The organism is Variovorax sp. OK212 (assembly GCF_900112425.1).
Taxonomy (GTDB): Bacteria; Pseudomonadota; Gammaproteobacteria; order Burkholderiales; family Burkholderiaceae_C; genus Variovorax.
In genome coordinates this window covers 107,672-126,576 of sequence record NZ_FOLP01000015.1, presented here as the reverse complement: position 1 = coordinate 126,576, position 18,905 = coordinate 107,672, and the positions used below count along the sequence as shown (strand labels likewise).

General features: G+C 71.8%; 8 protein-coding genes. All 8 read right to left on the bottom strand.

From position 1 onward, the window contains the following. Positions 1–88: 88 nt before the first annotated feature. Positions 89–13,741, bottom strand: a complete 13,653-nt coding sequence (locus BM004_RS30490; protein WP_093218954.1) for a filamentous haemagglutinin family protein — start codon at positions 13,739–13,741, stop codon at positions 89–91. Between the two features lie 205 nt (positions 13,742–13,946). Further along, on the bottom strand, positions 13,947–14,948 hold the full coding sequence (locus BM004_RS30485; RefSeq protein ID WP_218152752.1) for a FecR family protein: 1,002 nt from the start codon (positions 14,946–14,948) through the stop codon (positions 13,947–13,949). A gap of 7 nt (positions 14,949–14,955) precedes the next feature. Next, on the bottom strand, positions 14,956–15,504 hold the full coding sequence (locus BM004_RS30480) for an RNA polymerase sigma factor (protein WP_093218951.1): 549 nt from the start codon (positions 15,502–15,504) through the stop codon (positions 14,956–14,958). A 7-nt stretch (positions 15,505–15,511) separates the two neighbouring features. Then, positions 15,512–16,168, bottom strand: a complete 657-nt coding sequence (locus BM004_RS30475) for a secretin and TonB N-terminal domain-containing protein (protein ID WP_177206647.1) — start codon at positions 16,166–16,168, stop codon at positions 15,512–15,514. A gap of 148 nt (positions 16,169–16,316) precedes the next feature. Continuing rightward, positions 16,317–16,541, bottom strand: a complete 225-nt coding sequence (locus BM004_RS30470; RefSeq protein WP_143072563.1) for a hypothetical protein — start codon at positions 16,539–16,541, stop codon at positions 16,317–16,319. An 11-nt stretch (positions 16,542–16,552) separates the two neighbouring features. After that, positions 16,553–17,128, bottom strand: coding sequence for a YbjN domain-containing protein (locus BM004_RS30465; RefSeq protein WP_093218947.1), 576 nt, complete (start codon positions 17,126–17,128; stop codon positions 16,553–16,555). A gap of 35 nt (positions 17,129–17,163) precedes the next feature. Then, complete coding sequence (locus tag BM004_RS30460) at positions 17,164–18,087, bottom strand: peptidylprolyl isomerase (protein WP_093218945.1); 924 nt, start codon at positions 18,085–18,087, stop codon at positions 17,164–17,166. Then, positions 18,084–18,899 (bottom strand): hypothetical protein, encoded by an 816-nt coding sequence (locus BM004_RS30455; RefSeq protein WP_177206646.1) that lies wholly within the window; start codon positions 18,897–18,899, stop codon positions 18,084–18,086. The genes BM004_RS30460 and BM004_RS30455 overlap by 4 nt, the downstream gene beginning before the upstream one ends. Positions 18,900–18,905 lie beyond the last annotated feature (6 nt).

Below are 18,905 nucleotides of genomic sequence, written 5' to 3'. Positions count from 1 at the left end.
GATTGAAAATCCTCGGGAGTTCTCGCGCTGCGTCACGAACCGGCGGGCGTCATGCAAGCGTCATGCGCCGCGCCGGTTCGTCCTTCGTTCACTCGGCGAGCAGGCGCTGCTCCTGTGCCGTGAGCCTGGCCTTCTGCGCGCTGGCGAGCTGCCCGCGCCCGAGCACCTGCACCGGGCTGTTCGCGTCGTAGCCGCTGCGCATCTCCGGGCTGCGCGGCCCGGGGGCGCTGCCGCCGTTGTCGCCACCGCCCGCGCCTTCGTTGCCGAAGCCCAGCACACGCACGCTGAACACCGACGGCAGCGCCTGGCGCTGCGCCGCGCGGTCGCGCTGCAGCACGTCCTGCGCGGCCGCCGCCGCCTGCGACGCCGCCGCGCTCGCGTTGGTCAGCGCCCCCACGTTCACCGCCGCGATCACCGGGATGCCCACCGACTGCCCCTTCACCTGGATGTTCTCCGCATTCACCACGCGCAGCGCCGCAAGGTTCACGTTGCCCGACACCCGGATCCCCGCCTCCCCCGCGTCGATCGTGCCCAGCGGCGCGATCAGGTCCACGTCGCCCGGCGGGATCTCCGGGATCGGGTTCAGCGTCGCGATGCCCGCGCCGGTGTTCGGCGTGTTGGGTGACAGGCTCACCAGGCCGATGCCGTCGTACACACGGCGCTGCGGCGTGTAGACCACGGTCGACTTGGAGCCGCGCCCGGCGTTGATGTCGCCCTGCGCCGACCATGCGAGCACGTTGCCGCCAAAGGTCGTGAAGATGCGGCTCTGCCCCAGCAGGATGCTGCCGTTCGAGAAGATCTCGATCTCGCCCGCGCCCTGCGTCAGCACGCCCGAGCCTTCGCCCGGCACGAAGCCGCCGTCCACCCCGACCAGCGTGCGGCCGCCGGGCACCATGAGGCGGATGTCGCCGCCGAAGTCGGTGTGCACGCCGGCATCCTGCACTTCGTAATGCGCGGTCTTGTAGGTCTCGCGGCCGGCAGCGATCCATTCCTCCTTGGTGAGGTACTTCACGCCCGCGCGGGGGCGCGTCGTGACCTGCACGATCCCCGTGCCCTTGGTGTCGTCGTAGTACAGCGCGCTGCTGAACATCGTCAGGTCGCCCTGGTAGTCGATCGCGTTGCCCTGCGCATCCTTCGAGGGGAACAGCGTGGCGATGGCTTCGCGCCCGCGCAGGTAGCTGCCTTCGCGCGGGCCGCCCACGGCGTTGTACTCGCGGCCCGCGGCCTTGAGTTCGGCGTAGTACACCGGGCGCAGGAACGCGCGCTGCTGCTCCGCCGGCAGCGCCGCGAAGAAGGTGCGCGCGTCCATCGACGCCGCATCGAAGCGCAGGCCCAGGCCGTTGCGCTGGCCGTCGCCGAAGCGCCCCTCGAGCCAGTTGACCAGGTGCAGCTGGCTGCTCAGGCCGTACTCGCGCGCCAGGTCGCGGCTCGGTGCACCGCCAACACCGCCGCCGGCGGACTGCTGGTGCGCGCGGTCGAGCTCGGCCTGCTTGCTCGTCAGGTAGGCCGGCGCGCCGGCCTCGTCGCCGCCGTAGCCGAACTGGCCGCTGAGCCACAGCGCCAGCGTGAGCCGGTCGCCGTAGGTCGTCACGGCCTTGCCGGGCTGCTCGGCCAGCGCCTGCCCGCCGGCCGCGAGGTTGGCGGGGTCGAGGTAGCGCGCAGCAAAGGCCGCGAAGTCGGGGCCGTTGCGCCCCACGCCCGCGGCCACCGCGATGCCCGCACCGCTGCTGCGGTCGCCCGGCGTGATGTTGGCGACCGGGCCGATGCTCTTGAGCTCGGCCCTGTCGGCCATGTACACGTCGCGCCCCGCCGTCACTTCGAGCACGCCGGGGCCGGCCACGTAGAAGGTGCTGTAGCGCACGTCGCGCCCGGCCTGGACCACCGACACATCGTCGGGGTTGTTGTGCACGATCAGATTGCCGCGCGCGCCGCCGCCCGAAAGCGGAACGGGCTTCAGCGGCGCGCTGGGGTTGCCGTTGTAGGCCTGCGTGCCCCAGCCGGTCCCTTCGATCGGCACGGGTTCGGACTTGCCGAGGCCGGTGCCCGAATTGACGATGTCGCGCCCCGCGCGGATCGCCACCGGCCCGCCACCCTCGTACCAGGTGGGCAGGTTGCCGATGGCGCCCGTGCCACGGGTGATGATGGCGCCCGTGCGCACGCCGATCACGTCGCCTTCGCTCGCATAGAAGCGCGCCGGCTGCTGGCCCACCACCGCGTAGCCCGAGGCGGTTGGCGGCGTGAAGCTGAACAGCGGATAGAGCTGGGCGCCCTCTCGCAGGGTCAGGTTCTCCAGGAAGACGGTGGGGGCCAGCGCGTCGGGGTTGATGTTGCTGAGCTTCTGCGTGCCGTACCACGTCGGTGCCATGGAGCCGCTGAAGCCCGCGTTGAACGGATTCGGCAGTGCCGTGGGGTCCGCGCCCGACTGCGTCACGCCGTACCCGCCGGCATAGATCGAGTCGGCCGCCAGCAGCTCCAGCTGGCCCACGCCGGCCTTGGCGTATTGCGGGCCCACGGGCGAAGGCGCCAGCATGACGCCCACGGGCGACTGCACCGGCTTGTTGCTGCTGTCAAGCTGACCCGTGGCGGAGTTGCCGTAGTAGATGCTGCCGCTGGCGGCCACCGCGCGAAGCACCGAAGGCATCAGAAAGCGGCCGTCGCTGGCCTGGATGTTGGCGTGCGAGAGGTCTCCGGTCGTGCTGTTGGAAGGCGTCAGGTTGCCACCGGCGCTGAACAGGTCGATGGCGCTGCCCGGGGTCCACAGGGAGAACCAGCTGTAGCCGTCGGCCGGCATCGGCACGCCGTTGGCAGTGAACGGCACGCCGTTGTTCGGCTGGGCCACGCGGCCCGCGTCGGCCACGCCGCCGAGCACGAGGTCGCCGCGGGTGTCGATGCGCACGCCCGAGTCGCCAGGCACCAGCACCGGACCGCCGCCCGCGGTGGACGAGGTGGCCGTGTAGACCTGGTAAGCGCGCGATTCCTCGGGGTCGGCGCGGTTGAAGCGCAGCTCGATCCCGCCCACAGCACCGGCCTGGATGCGCAGCGCGCCGCGCAGGTTGACGAAGGTGCTGTTCAGGTCGGAGCGGTTGCCGCTGTAGACCGTCCGCGGCGTGATCTCATCCGTGCTCGGGTAAGACCGCAGCTCGGGCACCGGGTTGAGCCCGCCGCCGATGCGCAGGTCCAGATCGCCGCCGCCCGTCAGCGTGAGCTGCCGGCCGTCGGCCGACACGCGCCCGGTGCTGCCCACTACCAGGTTGAGACCGGTGCTGTGCGCGGCGTTGACGGCGAAGCGGTCCGCGCGCTTCGTCAGCATCCCGGCATCGCCGCCGGCCTCGAGCACGAGGTTGCCGCCCCCCAGCGTGCCGATGCCGATGAAGCCGACCATGAGCGGCGCGGTGCCGAACGTGGCGTAGGAGTCGGTCGCACCGGGCACGTAGCTGCCGAAATTGATCCACCAGGCCGTGGGCACGCCTTCGCTGGCCGCCACGGCACTGCCTGTGCCCTGGCGCCACAGCCAGTTGCCCACGTCGACGCTGGCGCCCGTCGAGCGCAGGGAGCCGATCGCGTCCGGGCGCGTCGACACGTTCGCGCCGACCAGGTCGCCACGGACATCGCCTTGCGCGCGCAGCAACACATTGCCGCCGTGCTCGGGGTACCAGGCGCGGTACAGGCTCTTGCCGCCGCCGTCGACGAAGGGTTCGAACTCCGTACCGGTGCCGCCGAGCACCATGCCGTCGACCTTCGCACGTGGCTGGTTGTAGGCCGCCGCGACACCCGCCGACTGCGTGCCCGCGGTGTACACGCCGTAGAGCGAGTTCATCGTGAAGTTGCCGCCGGCGAGCAGGTCGAGGTCGCCGGTGCCGGTGCGCAGCACGCTGAAGAGCTGCTGCGTGGCCGGCACCGGCCGGGTCTTCGGTGCGGAGCCCAGAGGGGCCCAGGTCACGAGGTCGCCCACGCCCCAGTTGTTGATGTCCTGCACCGCTTCCTCCCCGCCCCACTCGTCGAGGTCGATGAGCTTGCCTGGTGCATAGCCGATCTGGATCAGCGAATCGCCCATCCAGTAGTACTGGCCCGCCACGCCGGGCGTGGGCAGCTGCAACATGAGTTCTCCGCCCATGCCGTAGTGCGTGTCGGCCAGCAGCAGCTGGCCGTTGGCGTCGCGCGGGCGCAGCGCGCGGGTGTCGGCGGCGCGGATGTCGGCACCGGCCACCAGGCGCATCGACCACGAGCCGGAGCCCGGCGCCAGCATCGGCGCAAGCGCGAAGTTGCGGCCCTGGTTGCCGTCGGCGTCGGCCGGGCGCAGGTTGACGGAGGTCACGCCGTCGGGCAGCACGACCATGGTTTCAGCCGGCACCACTGCGCCCTTGCGCAGCATGAGCGAGCCGGCCAGCTGCACGCCGTTGACCGGATAGTTCAGGCCGCCCGTGTCGTTGATGATGCCCGGGGGGAATGGCAGCGGCACGCCGGCGGGCCAGGTCATGGCTGCGACGCGCGTGTCGCCGGGCAGGCGGTTGCCGGCGTCGAGCTTCGTGCCCGCTGGCAGCGTGACGGCCTGCGCCAGCACCGCGCCCGCCGCATGCAGCACATGGCCCGAGGCATCGCGCACCGCGCCGCCGAGCACCGTGCCCGCGGGCAGCACCAGGTTGGCCGAGAGCGTGGCGGTGGTGGCCAGCACGGTGCCGGCCTTCAGGTTCATGGGCTGCATCGGCAGGTCGAAGTTGAGCGTGCGACCGGGCTGGAAGAACGTGCCCTCGGCCAGCTCGACGAGGCCGCCGCGCGGCACGACGACGTCGCCGCCCCACGGCACGCGGCCCTTGACCAGTACCCAACCCTGGTCGCTCGGCGTGGCGGGCAGCACCGAGGTGTCGAAGCCGTCGGTGATGCTGCCGTACACGTTGAGGTTGCCGCCGGCGCGCAGCACCAGCGCGCCCGGTTCGCCCGAGCCGTACACACCGGTCTGCTGCGTGCGCGGGTTGACGCTCGCATAGCGGTAGCCCGACAGGTCGATGTCGCCGTCGACGTGCAGGTCGCCGTCGGGCGTGGCGCTGACGATGGACACGCCGGGGCGCAGGTGGAAGGCGTCGCCATAGGCGCGCAGGCCGGCCAGCCGGGTGTTCATCAGGTTGCCGTTGGCCAGCACATTGCCCATGAAGGCCAGGCTGTCGGCGTGCTTGCGGTCCAGGTAGGCCTGGTTCACCACCTGGTAGGGGCGGCCGTCGGCCGCGAGGTCGGTGCCGGCGTCCGCGTCGTTGTAGGTCCAGAAGCCGTTCACGGTGATGGCGCGCGCGCCGTCGATCTGCACCTTGCCGCTCGCGTCGATGGCGATGTCGTTGCCGCGCTCGCCGCCCACGCGCTGCGCGCTGAGCTCGACGGTGCCGAGCGCCTGTGCGGTGCCGCCGGTGCCGGCGCGCACGTCCATGCGCGCGCCGTCCTGCAGCACCAGCCGGCCCTGGCCGGCGTCGATCTCGATCACGGCGCGGTTGGGCGCCTCGATGACCTGGCCGTAGCTGTCCACGCGCAGCACGCGGCTGTGCGCGTCGAGCAGGGCCGCGCCGCCGAGGGTCACGCCGTCGCGCGCGGCCAGGCGGATGCTGCCGGCCTGATCGCCGCTGGCATCCACCGTGCCGTTCACGGCCAGCCGGCCGCCGTCCACCGACACATTGATTTCACGCGCCTTGAGTTCGTCGCCCAGCACCAGGTCGCCCTGCTTGAGCTGGAAGCTGCGGCTGCCGAACACCCCGCCCTCGCCCAGGCGGCGGTTCAGGCCCGTGAAGTCTTCGATGTGCTGGCTGCGGATGTCGGCGCCGCCGGCCGCATAGGGCACCAGCGTGCCGCCCGCGTCGTACTGGCCGCTGCTGGCGCCCGCAATGGCGCCGCGCAGGTCGACCGTGCCGGCGCCCTCGCCGAGCGCCAGCACCGTGAGCTTGCCGGCGCGGTTGTGGTCGGCCGACATGTCGATGCGCGAGCCCGCCGACTGGCGCACGTCGCCGGCGCGGCTCTCGAGCACCACGTCGCCGCCCCAGCTGTACTTGGCGACGTCGAAGAAGCCGATCTTGCGACCCGCAAGGTCGAGCTGCGCGCCGTCGGCCAGTTGCAGGTCGCGCGCCGCCGAGGCCGTGAGCTTGCCGCTGGGCAGCGCGATGCGGGTGTCGAGCGTGAGGTTGCCGCCCGCGTCCAGCCCGATCTCGGCGCCGAGCGCGTCGGTCAGCGCCTTGCCCGAGAGCGCCGGCGCGGCCATGCCGGCGGGTGCGCTCACCGCGATGTCGCCGCCCGCCTTGATCTTGTTGACCGAGCCGGCCTGGCCGGTGAACAACGGTGTCTGGATGCGCAGGTTGCCGCCGCTGAAGGCAAAGCCCTTCAGCGCGTCGTCCCACGCGCCTTGCGACTGGTAGACCGACAGCGAGCCGGTGTGATTGGCCGTGACGCGTTCGCGCGCGTTGAGCACCACCTCGCCGAAGCCCAGGACGAGCCGGTCCACGCTGTGGACGGTGTCGGGCCGGCTGTTGGGGCCGTAGCCGAACTCGATCTGGTCGGCATCGATCTGCAGCCGGCCGCTGCCGGTGCCCGCGCCGCCCGCGGCGACCAGGCCCGGCGCCGTGGTGGCGCCGTTCCACACCAGGATGCCGGTGCGGATGCGCGCCAGCGTGTCGGCGTTGCCCGCGCCGTAGATGGCGGGCGTGCCGAGCACCAGCCGCTCCAGCGACGAGCGGCCGGTGAGCGGGTCGATGGTCGACAGCTCGATCGAGTCGTGGAAATTGACCGCGTCGCGCGCGGTCAGCACCAGGTTCTCGAGCGCCGGTGCGCCGCTGGCGGTGTCGCCGCGCAGCAGGCGCTCGAGAATGCCCTGGTTCAGCGTGAGACCCGGCGCCAGCGCATGGCGGGCGGCCGCGGCGGCCAGCGCGGCCTCGCTGCCGACGTTGATGCCGCCGACCGACAGCACCAGGTTGCGCGTGCCGTAGCGGGCTGCGTCGCGCAGCTCGAAGCTCTGGTCGGTGGACGCCGCGATGGTGCCTTCGGAATAGAGCCGGGTCACGCCCTGGCACAGCGACCCGGTCGCGCAGGCGCCGATGTCGATGCGGCCCGCACCCCGGGTTTCGTCGGCGCTGAAGGCCGGCGCCAGCAGGTCGAGCCAGCCGTTGGAGACCGCCAGCACGCTGTATGTGCCCGGTGCGAAGACAAAGCCGTCGCGCGAGTCCCAGGCTGCCTTGCCGCGGCCCAGCGTGTTGATGCCCGCGCCCTGCTCGACAACGATGCCGCCGGCTTTCACATTCGTGACGAGGTAGACCTCGCCGGCCTTCAGCACCGCGCCTTCGCGCAGCACGATGTTCCCGGCCCCGCTCAGGAAGTTCGCAATGTTAGCGCCCTGCGAACTGCCCAGGTAGTCCACGTAGAGCACGCTCGGCATGCCGCCGATCGCCAGGCGCGGCGCGGCGATGGCATTGAGGGCACTGGCGGCCACCGACACGCCTGTGAAGCCCGGCGTGCGCACGGCGCCGTCGGCCAGCACTTCGATGTTCGGGCTGTAGTTGCCGTCCACCAGCGCGGTGCCGCCGTAGCTGCCGGCCGCGGCCGTGTAGTCGGCGACGCCCGCGAAGCGCAATGCGGGTGCGTCCGCGTTCGCCGCGAGCGCGCCCGGGCGGCCGGGCTGCGCGAAATTGAAGCGCAGCATCTTGGCGTCGCGCTCCAGCAGCGGACGCGGCACGCCGTAGCGCTCGGCCTGTGCGATCGCGAAGTCGGCGTAGCTGGTCTCGTTGTATTGCGAGTAGCTGCGCAGCGTGTCGGCCGGGGTCAGGAACACCTGCGTCGGCAGTGCGTCGCGGATGCCGGTGTTGGTCACGCTGAACTGCGCCGCCGCGGCGTAGGAGCCGTTGCGCATGGGCACCGTGACGCCCGAGGGCGGCAGGTTGGGTGCCAGCCCGTTGAGCTCGACGCGGAAGGCGCCGGGCAGCAGCGCGAAGGTCGAGGGCAGCAGCGTGTAGGTGCCGGGCGGCAGCCCGGGCACGCCCGCGCCGATGGTGATCTGGCGGCCCAGTGCCGGGTCGCCGGCGCCGTGCTCGTTGACCAGCGGCGCATGGCCGGCCTGCGCGCCGGGCACGATGGCATACACCGGGTTGGTGGCCAGCCCGGGCAGCGTGAAGCTGCCGCGCGCGGTGGTCTGCACCAGCGGGTTCAGGCGCGCATCGGTCGAGCCACCGCGGCCCGGAAGGAAGGCGGTGCCCGTGAGCTCGCCGCCGCCCGAGAGGTCGAGCACCGCGCCTTCGCGCACGTTCACCACGTGGGCCGACAGCGTGACCGCAGGGCCGTTGCCCGCGCCCTTCCACACCACGTCCTTGCCGTCGTACAGGTAGCTCAAGCCGTCGAGCGTGCCGCCGTACGGCATGGCAAGCCCCTTGGCGCTGACCGAGGTGACGCCGCCGGGCAGCAGGTTGACCTCGCCCGTGGGCCCGCTCCCAGCGACAGCGCCCAGCTCGATCTCGCCCAGCGGGGCGCGTACCACGCCGCCCTGGTTCACCACGGCCGAGGAAAAGCTCAGCCGGCCGAATGCCGAATAGGGCTGCGCCGGCAGCGGTGCCGAGGGATCAATGCGCTCGATGTTCAGGCTGCGCGCCGGGTCGAACTCGCGAAGCAGCGTGCCGTACTTGTCGAAGCTGCCTCGTTCGCCCACCACGAAGACACCGCTGTCGTTCATCGCGGGGTAGATCTGCGAGGCCGCGAGGGTCAGGCTGCCGGGGGTGTAGAACTGCGCCGCCTGCGACAGCCGCAGGTCGCCGTCCGAGCGCATCACGATCTGCCTGAAAGCCAGGCGCTCGACCGTCAACGGATCGCCCGCGTTCTGCACGATGGCCCCGCGCGCGCCGGTATTTACTTGGCCGGCGATGTCGATCAGTTGCGCATCGAGCTGCAGGCGCGCGCCCTCGGCCACGAGCGGCAAGCCGAGCATGCCGCCGCCGCTGCCACTGTTCTTCGAACCCCGCACCGGGTTCGGCATGATGTAGTTTTCGTCCTGGCCGCGCGTGCTGCCCGCCAGCCGGATGTAGGGGGCCGCGAGCCTGACCTGCGACGTGGGCGCCGCGTTGGCCGGATTGGCCGCCAGGCCGAACGCGCTGGCGGTCAGGCGCAGGCTCTGGCCCATGCGCAGGTCGATGTCGCCGTCGAAGCTCACGAGGCCGTTGGCCAGCAGCGAGAGGTTGCCGAAGCCGCCGGCCGCGATGCGGTCCACGCCCACGCGCGCAGTGCCGTAGGCCAGGGCCGCCTCGCGGTCGCCGACCTTCAGGCCGGCCGAGAGGCCGCTGTCGCCCTGCACCTGCGCCAGCACCAGTTCGCGCGCCACGCGCACTGCGTCGTCGACGTTGATGCCCTTCAGGCTCAATTTGTCGACCGGGCCGTAGTTCGGCGTTTCCAGCGTCAGTGCCAGCGTGCCGCCGGCCGCACCCGCGCCGCCCGCCGCCGCCCGCATGTCGCCGTCAAGGAACAGGCCGCGGTACGAAGCCAGCGAGATCAGGCCGCCGTCGCCCGCCACGTCGAGCGTGCCGCGTCCCGGCAGGTCGAGCCGCGCGGCACTGCCCGATGCATCGAGCCGCGCGCCCGGCCGGATGACCACGAAGGCATCGGCCGCGTCGACCTGGCCCGCGTCGGCCTTGTAGGCCGCGCCGATCTCGATGCGCCCGCCGCTGCCCACGTCGCCGTACACCCGGCCCTTCGAATCCGTTGCCGTGTCGGCGCGGCCGGCGGCGTCGAGCACCGCGCCGCTGCCGATCCAGATGGAGGTGGCATTGGCCGAACCCGCGGGATGGCCCACGTCATTGCCGGTGCCGAACGCGCCGGGCAGCACGCCGATGCGCCCGCCCCACGCGTTGAGCGTGCCGTCGATGGTGATCTGGCCATTGCCCGTGAGGGTGAGCGAACGCCCCGGGTCGACGGAGAGCGTCGCGCCCTGGCCGACGACCAGCGGCGCCTGGCTGTAGACCGAGCCCGCGCTGAGCGACAGGTCGGCACCGGCGCGCTGCGTGAGCACACCCTTGAGCGGGTCTTCCTGCCACACCGGCGGCAGCCAGCGCTGCAGCACGGCCGACGGATCGGCGCCGGTGGCCGTGGCGCGGGCAGCGGCCGGGTCGGCCCGCAGCAGCGGCATGGCGACATCGACCTTCGCGCCGGCGGCCACCTGCATACCCTGCTGCGCACTGATCGCATAGCGCGAGAAGCCGCTGCGGAACACGCTGTCGTCGAGCACCAGCAAGGGCTTGACCGCCACGTCGATCGGCAGGCGGTTGCCGGCCAACAGCAGCGTGCCCTCGCCCAGCACCAGGTCGCGCACAAAGGGCGTGCCCGCAGCCACCGTGGCGTTGTAGTCGGACACCGGCATGCCGTTGGGGAATGCGGCGGCGGGCACCACATAGCCCGGCGCCATCTTGCCGCTGATCTCCACCAGCTCGGTGCCGGCCGGGATGGTGTTGCCGCTGGCGTAGATGCTCCCGCTCTTGCTGGAGACGAAGACGTATTCCCATGCGACGGTCGCCTGCGGCACCACCCAGGCGGCCGGCAGCTTGTAGGGCCTGCTGACCGTGAACACCGGCATGATCTTCAACGCCTCGCCCGCCGGTACGACGTTCGAGACATACGTGAAGTCCTGCGGCAGTACCGTGCCCGCGGGAATGGTGAAGGCCTCGGCCAGCGTCAGGTGCACCGGCACCGATTCACCCGCTGCCAGCCGACCCGGGTTGGCGAGCAAGCCGCCGCCGATGGCAACGCCGATGCCCGTGTCGATGGTCAGCGTGCCACCGCCCTTCACGCCGTGGCCGCGCAGCTCGCCCTCGAGCAGCAAAGTGCCCGCGCCACCGCCGGTGTTGCCGTTCTGGTTCGATCGGAGCGTGATGTTGCCGCCGCGCCCACCCTGCAGCGAGCCGTCGGCCATCATGGCCGCGCCCGACGAGGTGTCGATCACCGTGCCGGCGTGCAGGCGCACGTCGCCCGTGCTGGCGATGGTGACGCTGCCGCCGTTCATGTACGGCAGGCCGCCGATGTCGGCGGGGTTGTTGCGCAGGTTGGTCCAGAGGCCGTGCGTGTCGAGCGCCACGCCGCCGGCCACGTCCACGCGCCGCGTGTAGCCTTCGAGCAGCGAGTTGCCGATCGGCTGCTCGGCCCAGTTCACGATGCTGCCGGGCAACAGCCGGTTGACCGTGTCGCCCAGCGCGATGCTGCCGCCGCGCGCGCCGAGGTTGGCCTTGACGTCCACCTGCGTCGCATGCAGCGCAATGCTGCCGCCGTTGGCCAGGACCACGTCGGCGTCGACCGTGATGCCGCCCTGCGCATAGGCCTTGAAGCCACCGAGTTGCTGGCGATTGAGCCAGCCGGCGTCGATCTGCAGCTTGCCCTTCAGCGCGTCGGGCAATGCGTCTTCGAGCTTGAGGTCTTGCGCGATGCGTTGCACCGTGCCGATGTCGATGCGCTCGACCAGCGCCGTGGGGTTGTCGCGCAGCATGCCGGTGTCGATGCTGAACATCGGCTGCAGCTGGCCGATGAGCAGCTGGCCGCTGCGCGGCGCGGCGGTCTGCGCTTGCCGGTAGCTGTCGAACGCCGCGTCGGGCGCGTTGCGCTGGCGGTCGCCCTGGAATACGGTGGCCTCGATGTCGCCTTCGAGCACGGCAGACTTGGTGCCGACGATCACGCGGCCGGCGTCGCGGCCCACCGTGTAGCCGCTTTCCAGGCGCTCGCGCGCACCGATCAAAGGGTTGTAGAAATAGTCGGTGGTGTTCTTGCCCCAGCGCTGGTGCTCGCTCTCGAAGCCCTTGTAGACGCCGGTGTACAGCATGTCGCCCGGCGCGCTGGAGAGGTTGTAGAGCCGGCCGTCGTTGCCCTTGAGCCAGCTCTGCTTGAGCATGCCGGTCTGCACGTCGAGGGTGCCGCCCGACACGTTGATGGCCGAGCCCGCCTGCGTCACCACTTCTCCGCCGCCGAAGGCCACGGTACCGCCCGAGGCGGCCCATTCGCCGATGCCGTGGCCGCCGGTGTTCAGGTAGCCGCTGACTTCGAGCAGGCCGCCGCCGGTGTACCAGCGGTCGGTGGTGTAGCCGTTGGTGCCGGCCGCCACGCGCACCAGGGTGCGGCGGTCGATCCAGAGGTTGGCGTTGTTGAGGTTCTTGCTGTCGCGGTTGCCCGGCGCGTCGCGCTGCTCGTTGCCCTGGACATTGATCTCGACGTTGTTCGACGCCATGGCCACGCTCACGCCGACCGCGCCCGCCACGTCGATGGCCGCGCGATCGGCCACCTGGATGCGGCGCACCGCGTTCACGTTGACCTGGCCGCCGGTGGCCAGCGTCATCGAGTCGGACAGGAACTCGACGTTGCCGCTCGATGCGATCTGCACCAGCGACTGGTCGCGCCGGTTGTAGGCGCCGTCGGAGAGGCTGGCCGAGTCCTTGATGAGCGCGTCGCGCTGCACGTCGAGCGCGGTGGCGCTGCTGTTGTCCAGCAGCACGGCGCTGACGCTGCCCGGGGCCAGCGTGACGCGCGCATCGGCGTCGCCGGTGGCGCTCAGGTGCACGGTGCCGCGCGTGTTGACGCTGGTGCTCGACAGCAGCACGCCCGATTGCTCGACCGTGTGGCCGGCCAGCGTGATGTCGCCGGTGAGCGCCTGGATCAGGCCCGCGTTGGACACGCGCCCGGCTGTGCTGTCGGCCACGCGCGCCACCGTGACCTCGTTGCCGCGCGTGCTCGATTGCTGGTTGCTGTCGGTGCCCACGCCCTTGCGGATGACGAAGCTGTCGCCCGCGGCGAGCATGGTCTGCCCGCTCGGCGTGACGATGGTGCCGCGGTTGTGCGTCTCGCGCCCGGCCAGCAGCACGTAGCCGCCGCCCTCGGTCACGGTCTGCGGCGCGCGCGTGGCAATGCGTGCACCGGCCTCGACGACCACGTCGCCGGTGGCCTTGCCGTTCGACGAGGTCGAGGGCGTCACGTTCAGGTCGTTGGCCAGCGTGGGCACGAAGCCGGTGCCCAGCGCCTGGCTGTAGATGCCGCGCTTGAACTGCGCATCGGTCATGCCCACGGCGGAGGCCAGCAGGTTGCGGGTGTCGACCTGGCTGCTGCCGCTGAACACGATGCCGTTGCGGTTGACGATCATCACCGTGCCGTCGGCCTGGATCTGCCCCCGGATCTGAGAGGGCCGCGCGTTCGGGTCGTTCACCCGGTTGAGCACGGCCCAGCTCGGCTGCTGGTCGAACTTCACGGTGGTGTTCTTGCCGACGTTGAAAGTCTCCCAGTTCAGCACGGCCTTGTCGCCGGTCTGCTGGATCGCCACGTTCGTGCGCCCGTCGGCCTGCTGCGACTGCACCGGTACGTTGGCGTTGGCCCAGCCGGCCGTGAGGCTGTTGGTGTCGATCCGCAGGCCGCCTTCGGCCAGGCCGTCGGGCACGGAAGACGGGTTCTTCAGCGCGGCCTCGCGCGCCGCCGCCTGTGCGGCCTGCTGCGCCGCGATGGCCTGCGCGGCCAGGGTCAGGTTGCCGATCGAACGCTGCAGCTGCTCGTTCGCGCGCTGCTGCTGCGCCTGCGGGTTCGTCAGCAGCGAGGCCGGCGTGCCGTTGGGCAGGTAGCCGGTGGCGGCGGCCGTGCCCTGCGCCATGTTCTTCTGCGCCATCCATGCGGCGCTGAAGGCGCGCTGCGCCTGTGCGTGGCCGGCCAGGCCCGCGGTGGCCAATGCGATGACGACCGCATGCGCGACCGGCGCGTGGCGGAATGTCTTGTTGCTCATGTCGTACCTCGGAGGAAAACCCGTTCGCGTGATTGCTTCACACGGCACCCTGGCGCCGTGCCCTGCTTAAGAGACCGGGCTCGCCGGATGCGACCGACACGGCGTTTGCAAAAGACGGGATAAATTTCCGGGGTGGCATGCGCGGCGATGTTTTTCACAGCCATGTCATGCAACGCATGCAGGTGCGCGACAGCGCTGCCGACCGCTAGCCGAGCAGCACGATGCCCGCCGGCAGCGCCGTCACCTTGGCGCCGTAGCTCGCGGCAATCAGCGTCTCGACGCGCGCGAGCTGCTCGAGCCGCAACCGCGCCTGCACCCGGCGGCGGCCCAGCTCGGCATTGGTCACGATCAGGCGGCCCGGGCGGTAGCGGTTGATCTCGTCGACCACCGTGGCGAGCGGGGTGTCGTTGAACACCAGCACGCGCTCGCGCCACGCCGTGACGGCCGCCAGGTCGGGCGCGCGCGTCACGCCGGCGCCCTGGCGGCCGTAGTTCAGCTGCTGCGCCTCGTGCGCCACCAGCAGCTGGTCGCCGTAGCGCAACTCGAGCGACCCGGCCATGCAGGTCACGCACACCTCGGGCCCGGTGGCGCGCACGTTGAAGCGGCTGCCCACGGCGGCCACCAGCTGGCCGCCGCCCGCGCTCAGCCTGAAGGGCGCGGCGCGCGCGGGCGCCAGCAGCACCTGCGCCTCGCCGTCGACCAGCTCGACCGCGGCGGGCTCGCCCTCGGCGCTGGGCCGCAGGTTGAAGCTGGTCTGCGTGTTCATCTCGACCACCACCGAGTCGGCCAGCACCACCTGGCGCTGCTCGCCGGTGCCGGTGCTGTAGTCGGCCGTCATGTCCGACAGCGCGGGCCACAGCCGCGCCGGCGGGCGCACCACCACGAAGGCGGCCACGCCCGCGGCCAGCGCGGCGCCCAGGAACTCGCGCCGGCCCGGCCGCGGCCAGGCGATGGCACCGGCCGCGCGCGGCGGTTCGCCAGCGGCAGCGCGCATGCGCTGCGCCACGGCCTGCGCGGCGGGCCGGGCCGCGTCCCACAGCCGGGTGGCCTCGGTCATCGCCTGCGCATGCAGCGGGCTCTGGCCGCACCAGCGCTTGAAGTCCTGCGCGTCCACCGTGGTGGCGCGGCCCGAGGTGAGGCGCACGAGCCAGTCCCGCGCCTGGTCTTGCAGGGCGTTGCGGTCGTCGGGCGGTGTGGTCGAGGCCATCATGCTTTTACTCAGACTGTTTTCCGGCGCCGGGACCGAACCTCTGGATCACATCTCGGCCCAGCCGGCCCGCGCAATGCACCAGCGCGGCCTTCACTTCGCGCTCGACGATGCGCACCGACACGCCGTAGCGCAGCGCGATGTCCTTGTGCGGCGTCTCGTCCACGCGCGACGCAATGAAGATGTCCCGCCGGCGGCGCGGCAGCTCCTCGAGCGCGCGCTCCAGTGCCTGCACCTCGCTGCGCGACTCGGCCACGCGCGCCGGGTCGTGGCTGTCGTCGGCAAAGCGCAGCAGCTCCTCGACCTCCACGAAGTCGAGCAGCCGCCCGTTCGCGATGCGCCGGTCCTCGGCCACGTTGGACGCGATGCGCAGCAGGTAGGCCACGGGGCTTTGCACCGGGCCGGGGTCGGCCATGCGGTGCACGCGCAGCCAGGTCTCCTGCAGCACGTCGTCGGCGGTTTCCTCGGAGCCGAACTTGCGCTTGAGGCGGTTGCGAAAGTCCTGGTAGCGGCTGACGAGCAGGCCGCGCAGGAAGCCGGGGGTGTCCTGTTCCATCGCGGGCTCAGGGCGCGGCGTCCGGCGCGGCGCAGACGTCGGTGCTGCCCTGGGTGTCCGGCAGCAGCAGGATGGTCAGCGGTTGCTCGGCCTCGCTCGCGGGCGGCGCCAGCACCAGCGTGCCCATGGCCGCGCGCAGCGCCGCGTCGCGCTGGGCGATGCCGGTGGAGGCCAGCATGCGCGTGCGGCGCACATGGCCCGAGGGACCGATCCACAGCTGGACCACCGCGCGGTAGCTGCCGGGTTGCGCGCGCGGCCAGCGGCACAGCATGCGCTCCAGCGCGCGCTGCACCGCGCGCGCATTGCCCTCGGCCAGCGGCTCGGCAAACGGCGCCGGCAACGCCGGCACACCGGCACGCACCGAAGCGCCCGCGTCGTCGACCAGCGTGAGCGTGGTGTCCGCCGCGAAGCGCGGCGCCAGCCCCGAGCCTTCGAGCAGGCGGCGCAGCGCCTCCTGCGGCGTGAATTCGCCGTGCACGGCCACGCTGGTGCGCCCGGCGGTGACCTGTGCGTCGAAGAACACCGACAGGCCCGTGGCCTTCGCGTAGGCCTGCAGCGCGTCGCCCAGCGGCTGCGCGGCAATGTCGAAGCCGATGCGCTGTGCCGGGGCCGCGCCTTCGGCAAGGCAGGAGGCCGCGGACAGCAGAGCGAAGATCAAGGTCAAGGCACGAACCAGGCGCGACCGAGCCATCCGAAGCATGCCTGGTCCTGTCAGGGGAAGGGGAAGCGGCTCGCCGATGAATGCGTGGCCGTACTGCGTTTGTCGGCGCGATGCTAGTGACGCTTCGTGACAGGTTGAATGCAGCGCCCGCTCAATCGCCGCCGCCGTGCGCGGCCGCGCGGCGCGCGGCGTTGAGCTCGGCCATCGAGATGTTGAGCTCCGCCATGGTCTGCACCAGCAGCGCCAGCAAGGCCGCGCGCTGCTTCTGGCGCACGGTCTCCGCGCGGCGCGCGCGCTGGGCCTGCCGGCCGGCGGCGACGATCGCGCGGCCGGTCGGCGAATCGTGGCTGTCGCCGGCCGCGCCGCTGCGCTGCATGGCGCGCATCCTCAGGCGGCCGCGGCTTCGCCCCGGGCGTTCCCGGTGTTGTCGCCGGCGGCGCCTTCTGCGGTGTTGGCGCTGTTGCCGTCGTTGCCGTTCGCGGCGTCGGCGCGCGTCTGCGCCGCCGGGCCGTAGTTGCGCAGGTGCAGGAAGAACTCACCCATCATCTGCATCCACAGCCGCACGGCGAACGCCAGGTACGCGGGGCTCACGCCGCCGGCCACCACCACGTCCATCTCCAGCACCACGAAGTCGCCGTGCTGCGCCACGCGCGCAAAGCGCTTGGTGCGGTGCCACGAGGCCAGCACCGCCTCGGGCAAGGTGCCGCCCTGCACATGCAGCGGGCAGCTCAGCGTGAAGTCGGTGTACTGCGTGGTGGTGACGGGGTTGCCCCACATCACCTGGAAGCCGATGCCGTGGCTGGCGCTGTGCAGGCGCACCACGCCGTCCTGCTCGATGCTGGTGACGGCGCCGCCGGCAGCCTTGATGGCGTCGGCCACCTGCTCGGGCGTGACGGCGTCCAGCATGTCGATGGGGGCTGCGGCGGTGTCGCTGGTGTCGGGGGGGGTCGAAGTGTTGTTCATGTTGGCCCTGTGGATGTGTTTGTGTGCGGATGGAATCAGTTGGTCTTCTTGAGCGCCGCGTCCAGCGCGGCGGCATCGATGCTCAGCGCCGTCGCCGGCGCCACCTGTGCAAGGTAGGCCTGCACCAGTTGCTGCTGGCGCTGCTGGCGCAAGGCGGCCTGCAGCTGGGGCTTCATCTCGTCGAGCGTGGCGGTGCGCGCGGGCGTCACGTCGAGCAGCTTCACGACGTGAAAGCCGGCCTCGGACTGCACGGGCTCGCTCACCTGCGCGGGCTTGAGCTTCGCGATGGTGTCGCGCAGCTCGGGCAGCATGCGCGCCAGCGGCAGCGTGTCGACCTCGCCGCCGCGCTCGGCGCTGCGCTTGTCCTGCGAGCTGGCGCGCGCCACGGCGGCGAAGTCGCCGGTGCGGGCCTGGCGCGCAAGCCGGTTGGCTTCGTCGCGCACCTTGGCCACGGCGGCCGCGCTCCTGTCTGGCGTGGCCAGATAGATCTGCGCCACGCGGTAGGCGGCCGGCAGGTTGTAGCCGGTCTTGCCCTGTTCGTAGGCGGCCTTCACTTCCGCGTCGGACGGAAAGCCCGCGGGCACCTGGCTCACCGCGTCGAGGTAGGTGGCGCTCACGACGCGCGCGGCAACCTCGCGCGTGGCCGCATCGATCTTCGCCTTGACCTCGGGCTTGTCGGCCCAGCCCTTGGCGCGCGCGTCGCGCAGCACGGCCTCGCTCAGCAGGCGCTGGCGCAGCCAGCCGTCGAGCGTCGAACGGTCGGCCTTGACGGCGGCACGCTCGGCCTCGGGCAGCGCCTGCAGCAGCTTCTCGATCTCGTCCTGTGCCACCGTGACGTCGCCGACACGGGCCACGACGGCGTTGCCCGGCACGGCCACCGGCACCTGCGCGCTGGCCACGCCGACCGAGGAGGCCAGCAGCACGAGCGCCGCGGCCGAGGAGGACTGGAGGCGCTTCATGGCTTTTCTCCGGATGCGGGGGCTGCAGGGGTTGCAGGAGCAGCAGCGGCGGCCGGCGTTGCGGCCGCGGCCTGTGCCGGCGCGCCCACGGCGCGCACGTCGAACTTGCTCTCGTACAGCTTGTCGCCGTACTGCTGCGCGATCTGCTCGAACTTCACGCGGCTCTGCGCCGCGAACGGCTGGCGCGACGCGAGCACGGTGCCCACGTCCACCGTCTCGTAGGCCCGCAAAATCTCCTGCCCCACCGCGTACAGCTGCGTGTTCTTGGCCTCGCACTGCGTCATGGCGGTGCGGTGCGTCGCGCTCTCGGCCGCCAGGCGTTGCCGCTCGGCTTCCGACGCGCGCGCCATCTTCAGCAGCTCGTCGTAGGCGTTGCGGTACTGCCCGATCTGCGCGGTGGCCTTCTCGGTGGTGGCCTGCGCCTGCTGGCGCAGTTGCTGGCTGCCGGCGCTGGCCGACTCGCGCGCCTGGCGTTCGGCCGCGAGCTGCGACTGGCTTTGCGCCAGCTCCTTCTTCAGCGCGTCGAGCTCGGACCTGGCCGGCGCGGTGGCGGCGCCCGCGGGGGCGACCGCTGCACCTGCACCAGAACCTGCACCTGCGGGTTGCCCCGCCTTCAGCACGGCGAGTTCGTTCTGCGCCTGCTGCAGCTGGGTCGTGGTCGTGCGCAGTTGCGCGCGAAGCCGCTCCTCCATGCTCTGGCCGCCGGGCTGCTGTTGCGGCTGCGCATGCGCCACGCCGGCAGGGACCGCCAGGGTGGCGAGCGTGGCCAACGTGGCGAGCGTCAGCGCCGGGAAGATCTTTCCTCTGGACACGGCCGG

Bases quoted from the DNA above. Each gene is read 5' to 3' on its own strand.
- BM004_RS30490 (WP_093218954.1), bottom strand. From the start codon at position 13,741: ATGAGCAACAAGACATTCCGCCACGCGCCGGTCGCGCATGCGGTCGTC.
- BM004_RS30485 (WP_218152752.1), bottom strand. From the start codon at position 14,948: ATGGCCTCGACCACACCGCCCGACGACCGCAACGCCCTGCAAGACCAG.
- BM004_RS30480 (WP_093218951.1), bottom strand. From the start codon at position 15,504: ATGGAACAGGACACCCCCGGCTTCCTGCGCGGCCTGCTCGTCAGCCGC.
- BM004_RS30470 (WP_143072563.1), bottom strand. From the start codon at position 16,541: ATGCAGCGCAGCGGCGCGGCCGGCGACAGCCACGATTCGCCGACCGGC.
- BM004_RS30465 (WP_093218947.1), bottom strand. From the start codon at position 17,128: ATGAACAACACTTCGACCCCCCCCGACACCAGCGACACCGCCGCAGCC.
- BM004_RS30460 (WP_093218945.1), bottom strand. From the start codon at position 18,087: ATGAAGCGCCTCCAGTCCTCCTCGGCCGCGGCGCTCGTGCTGCTGGCC.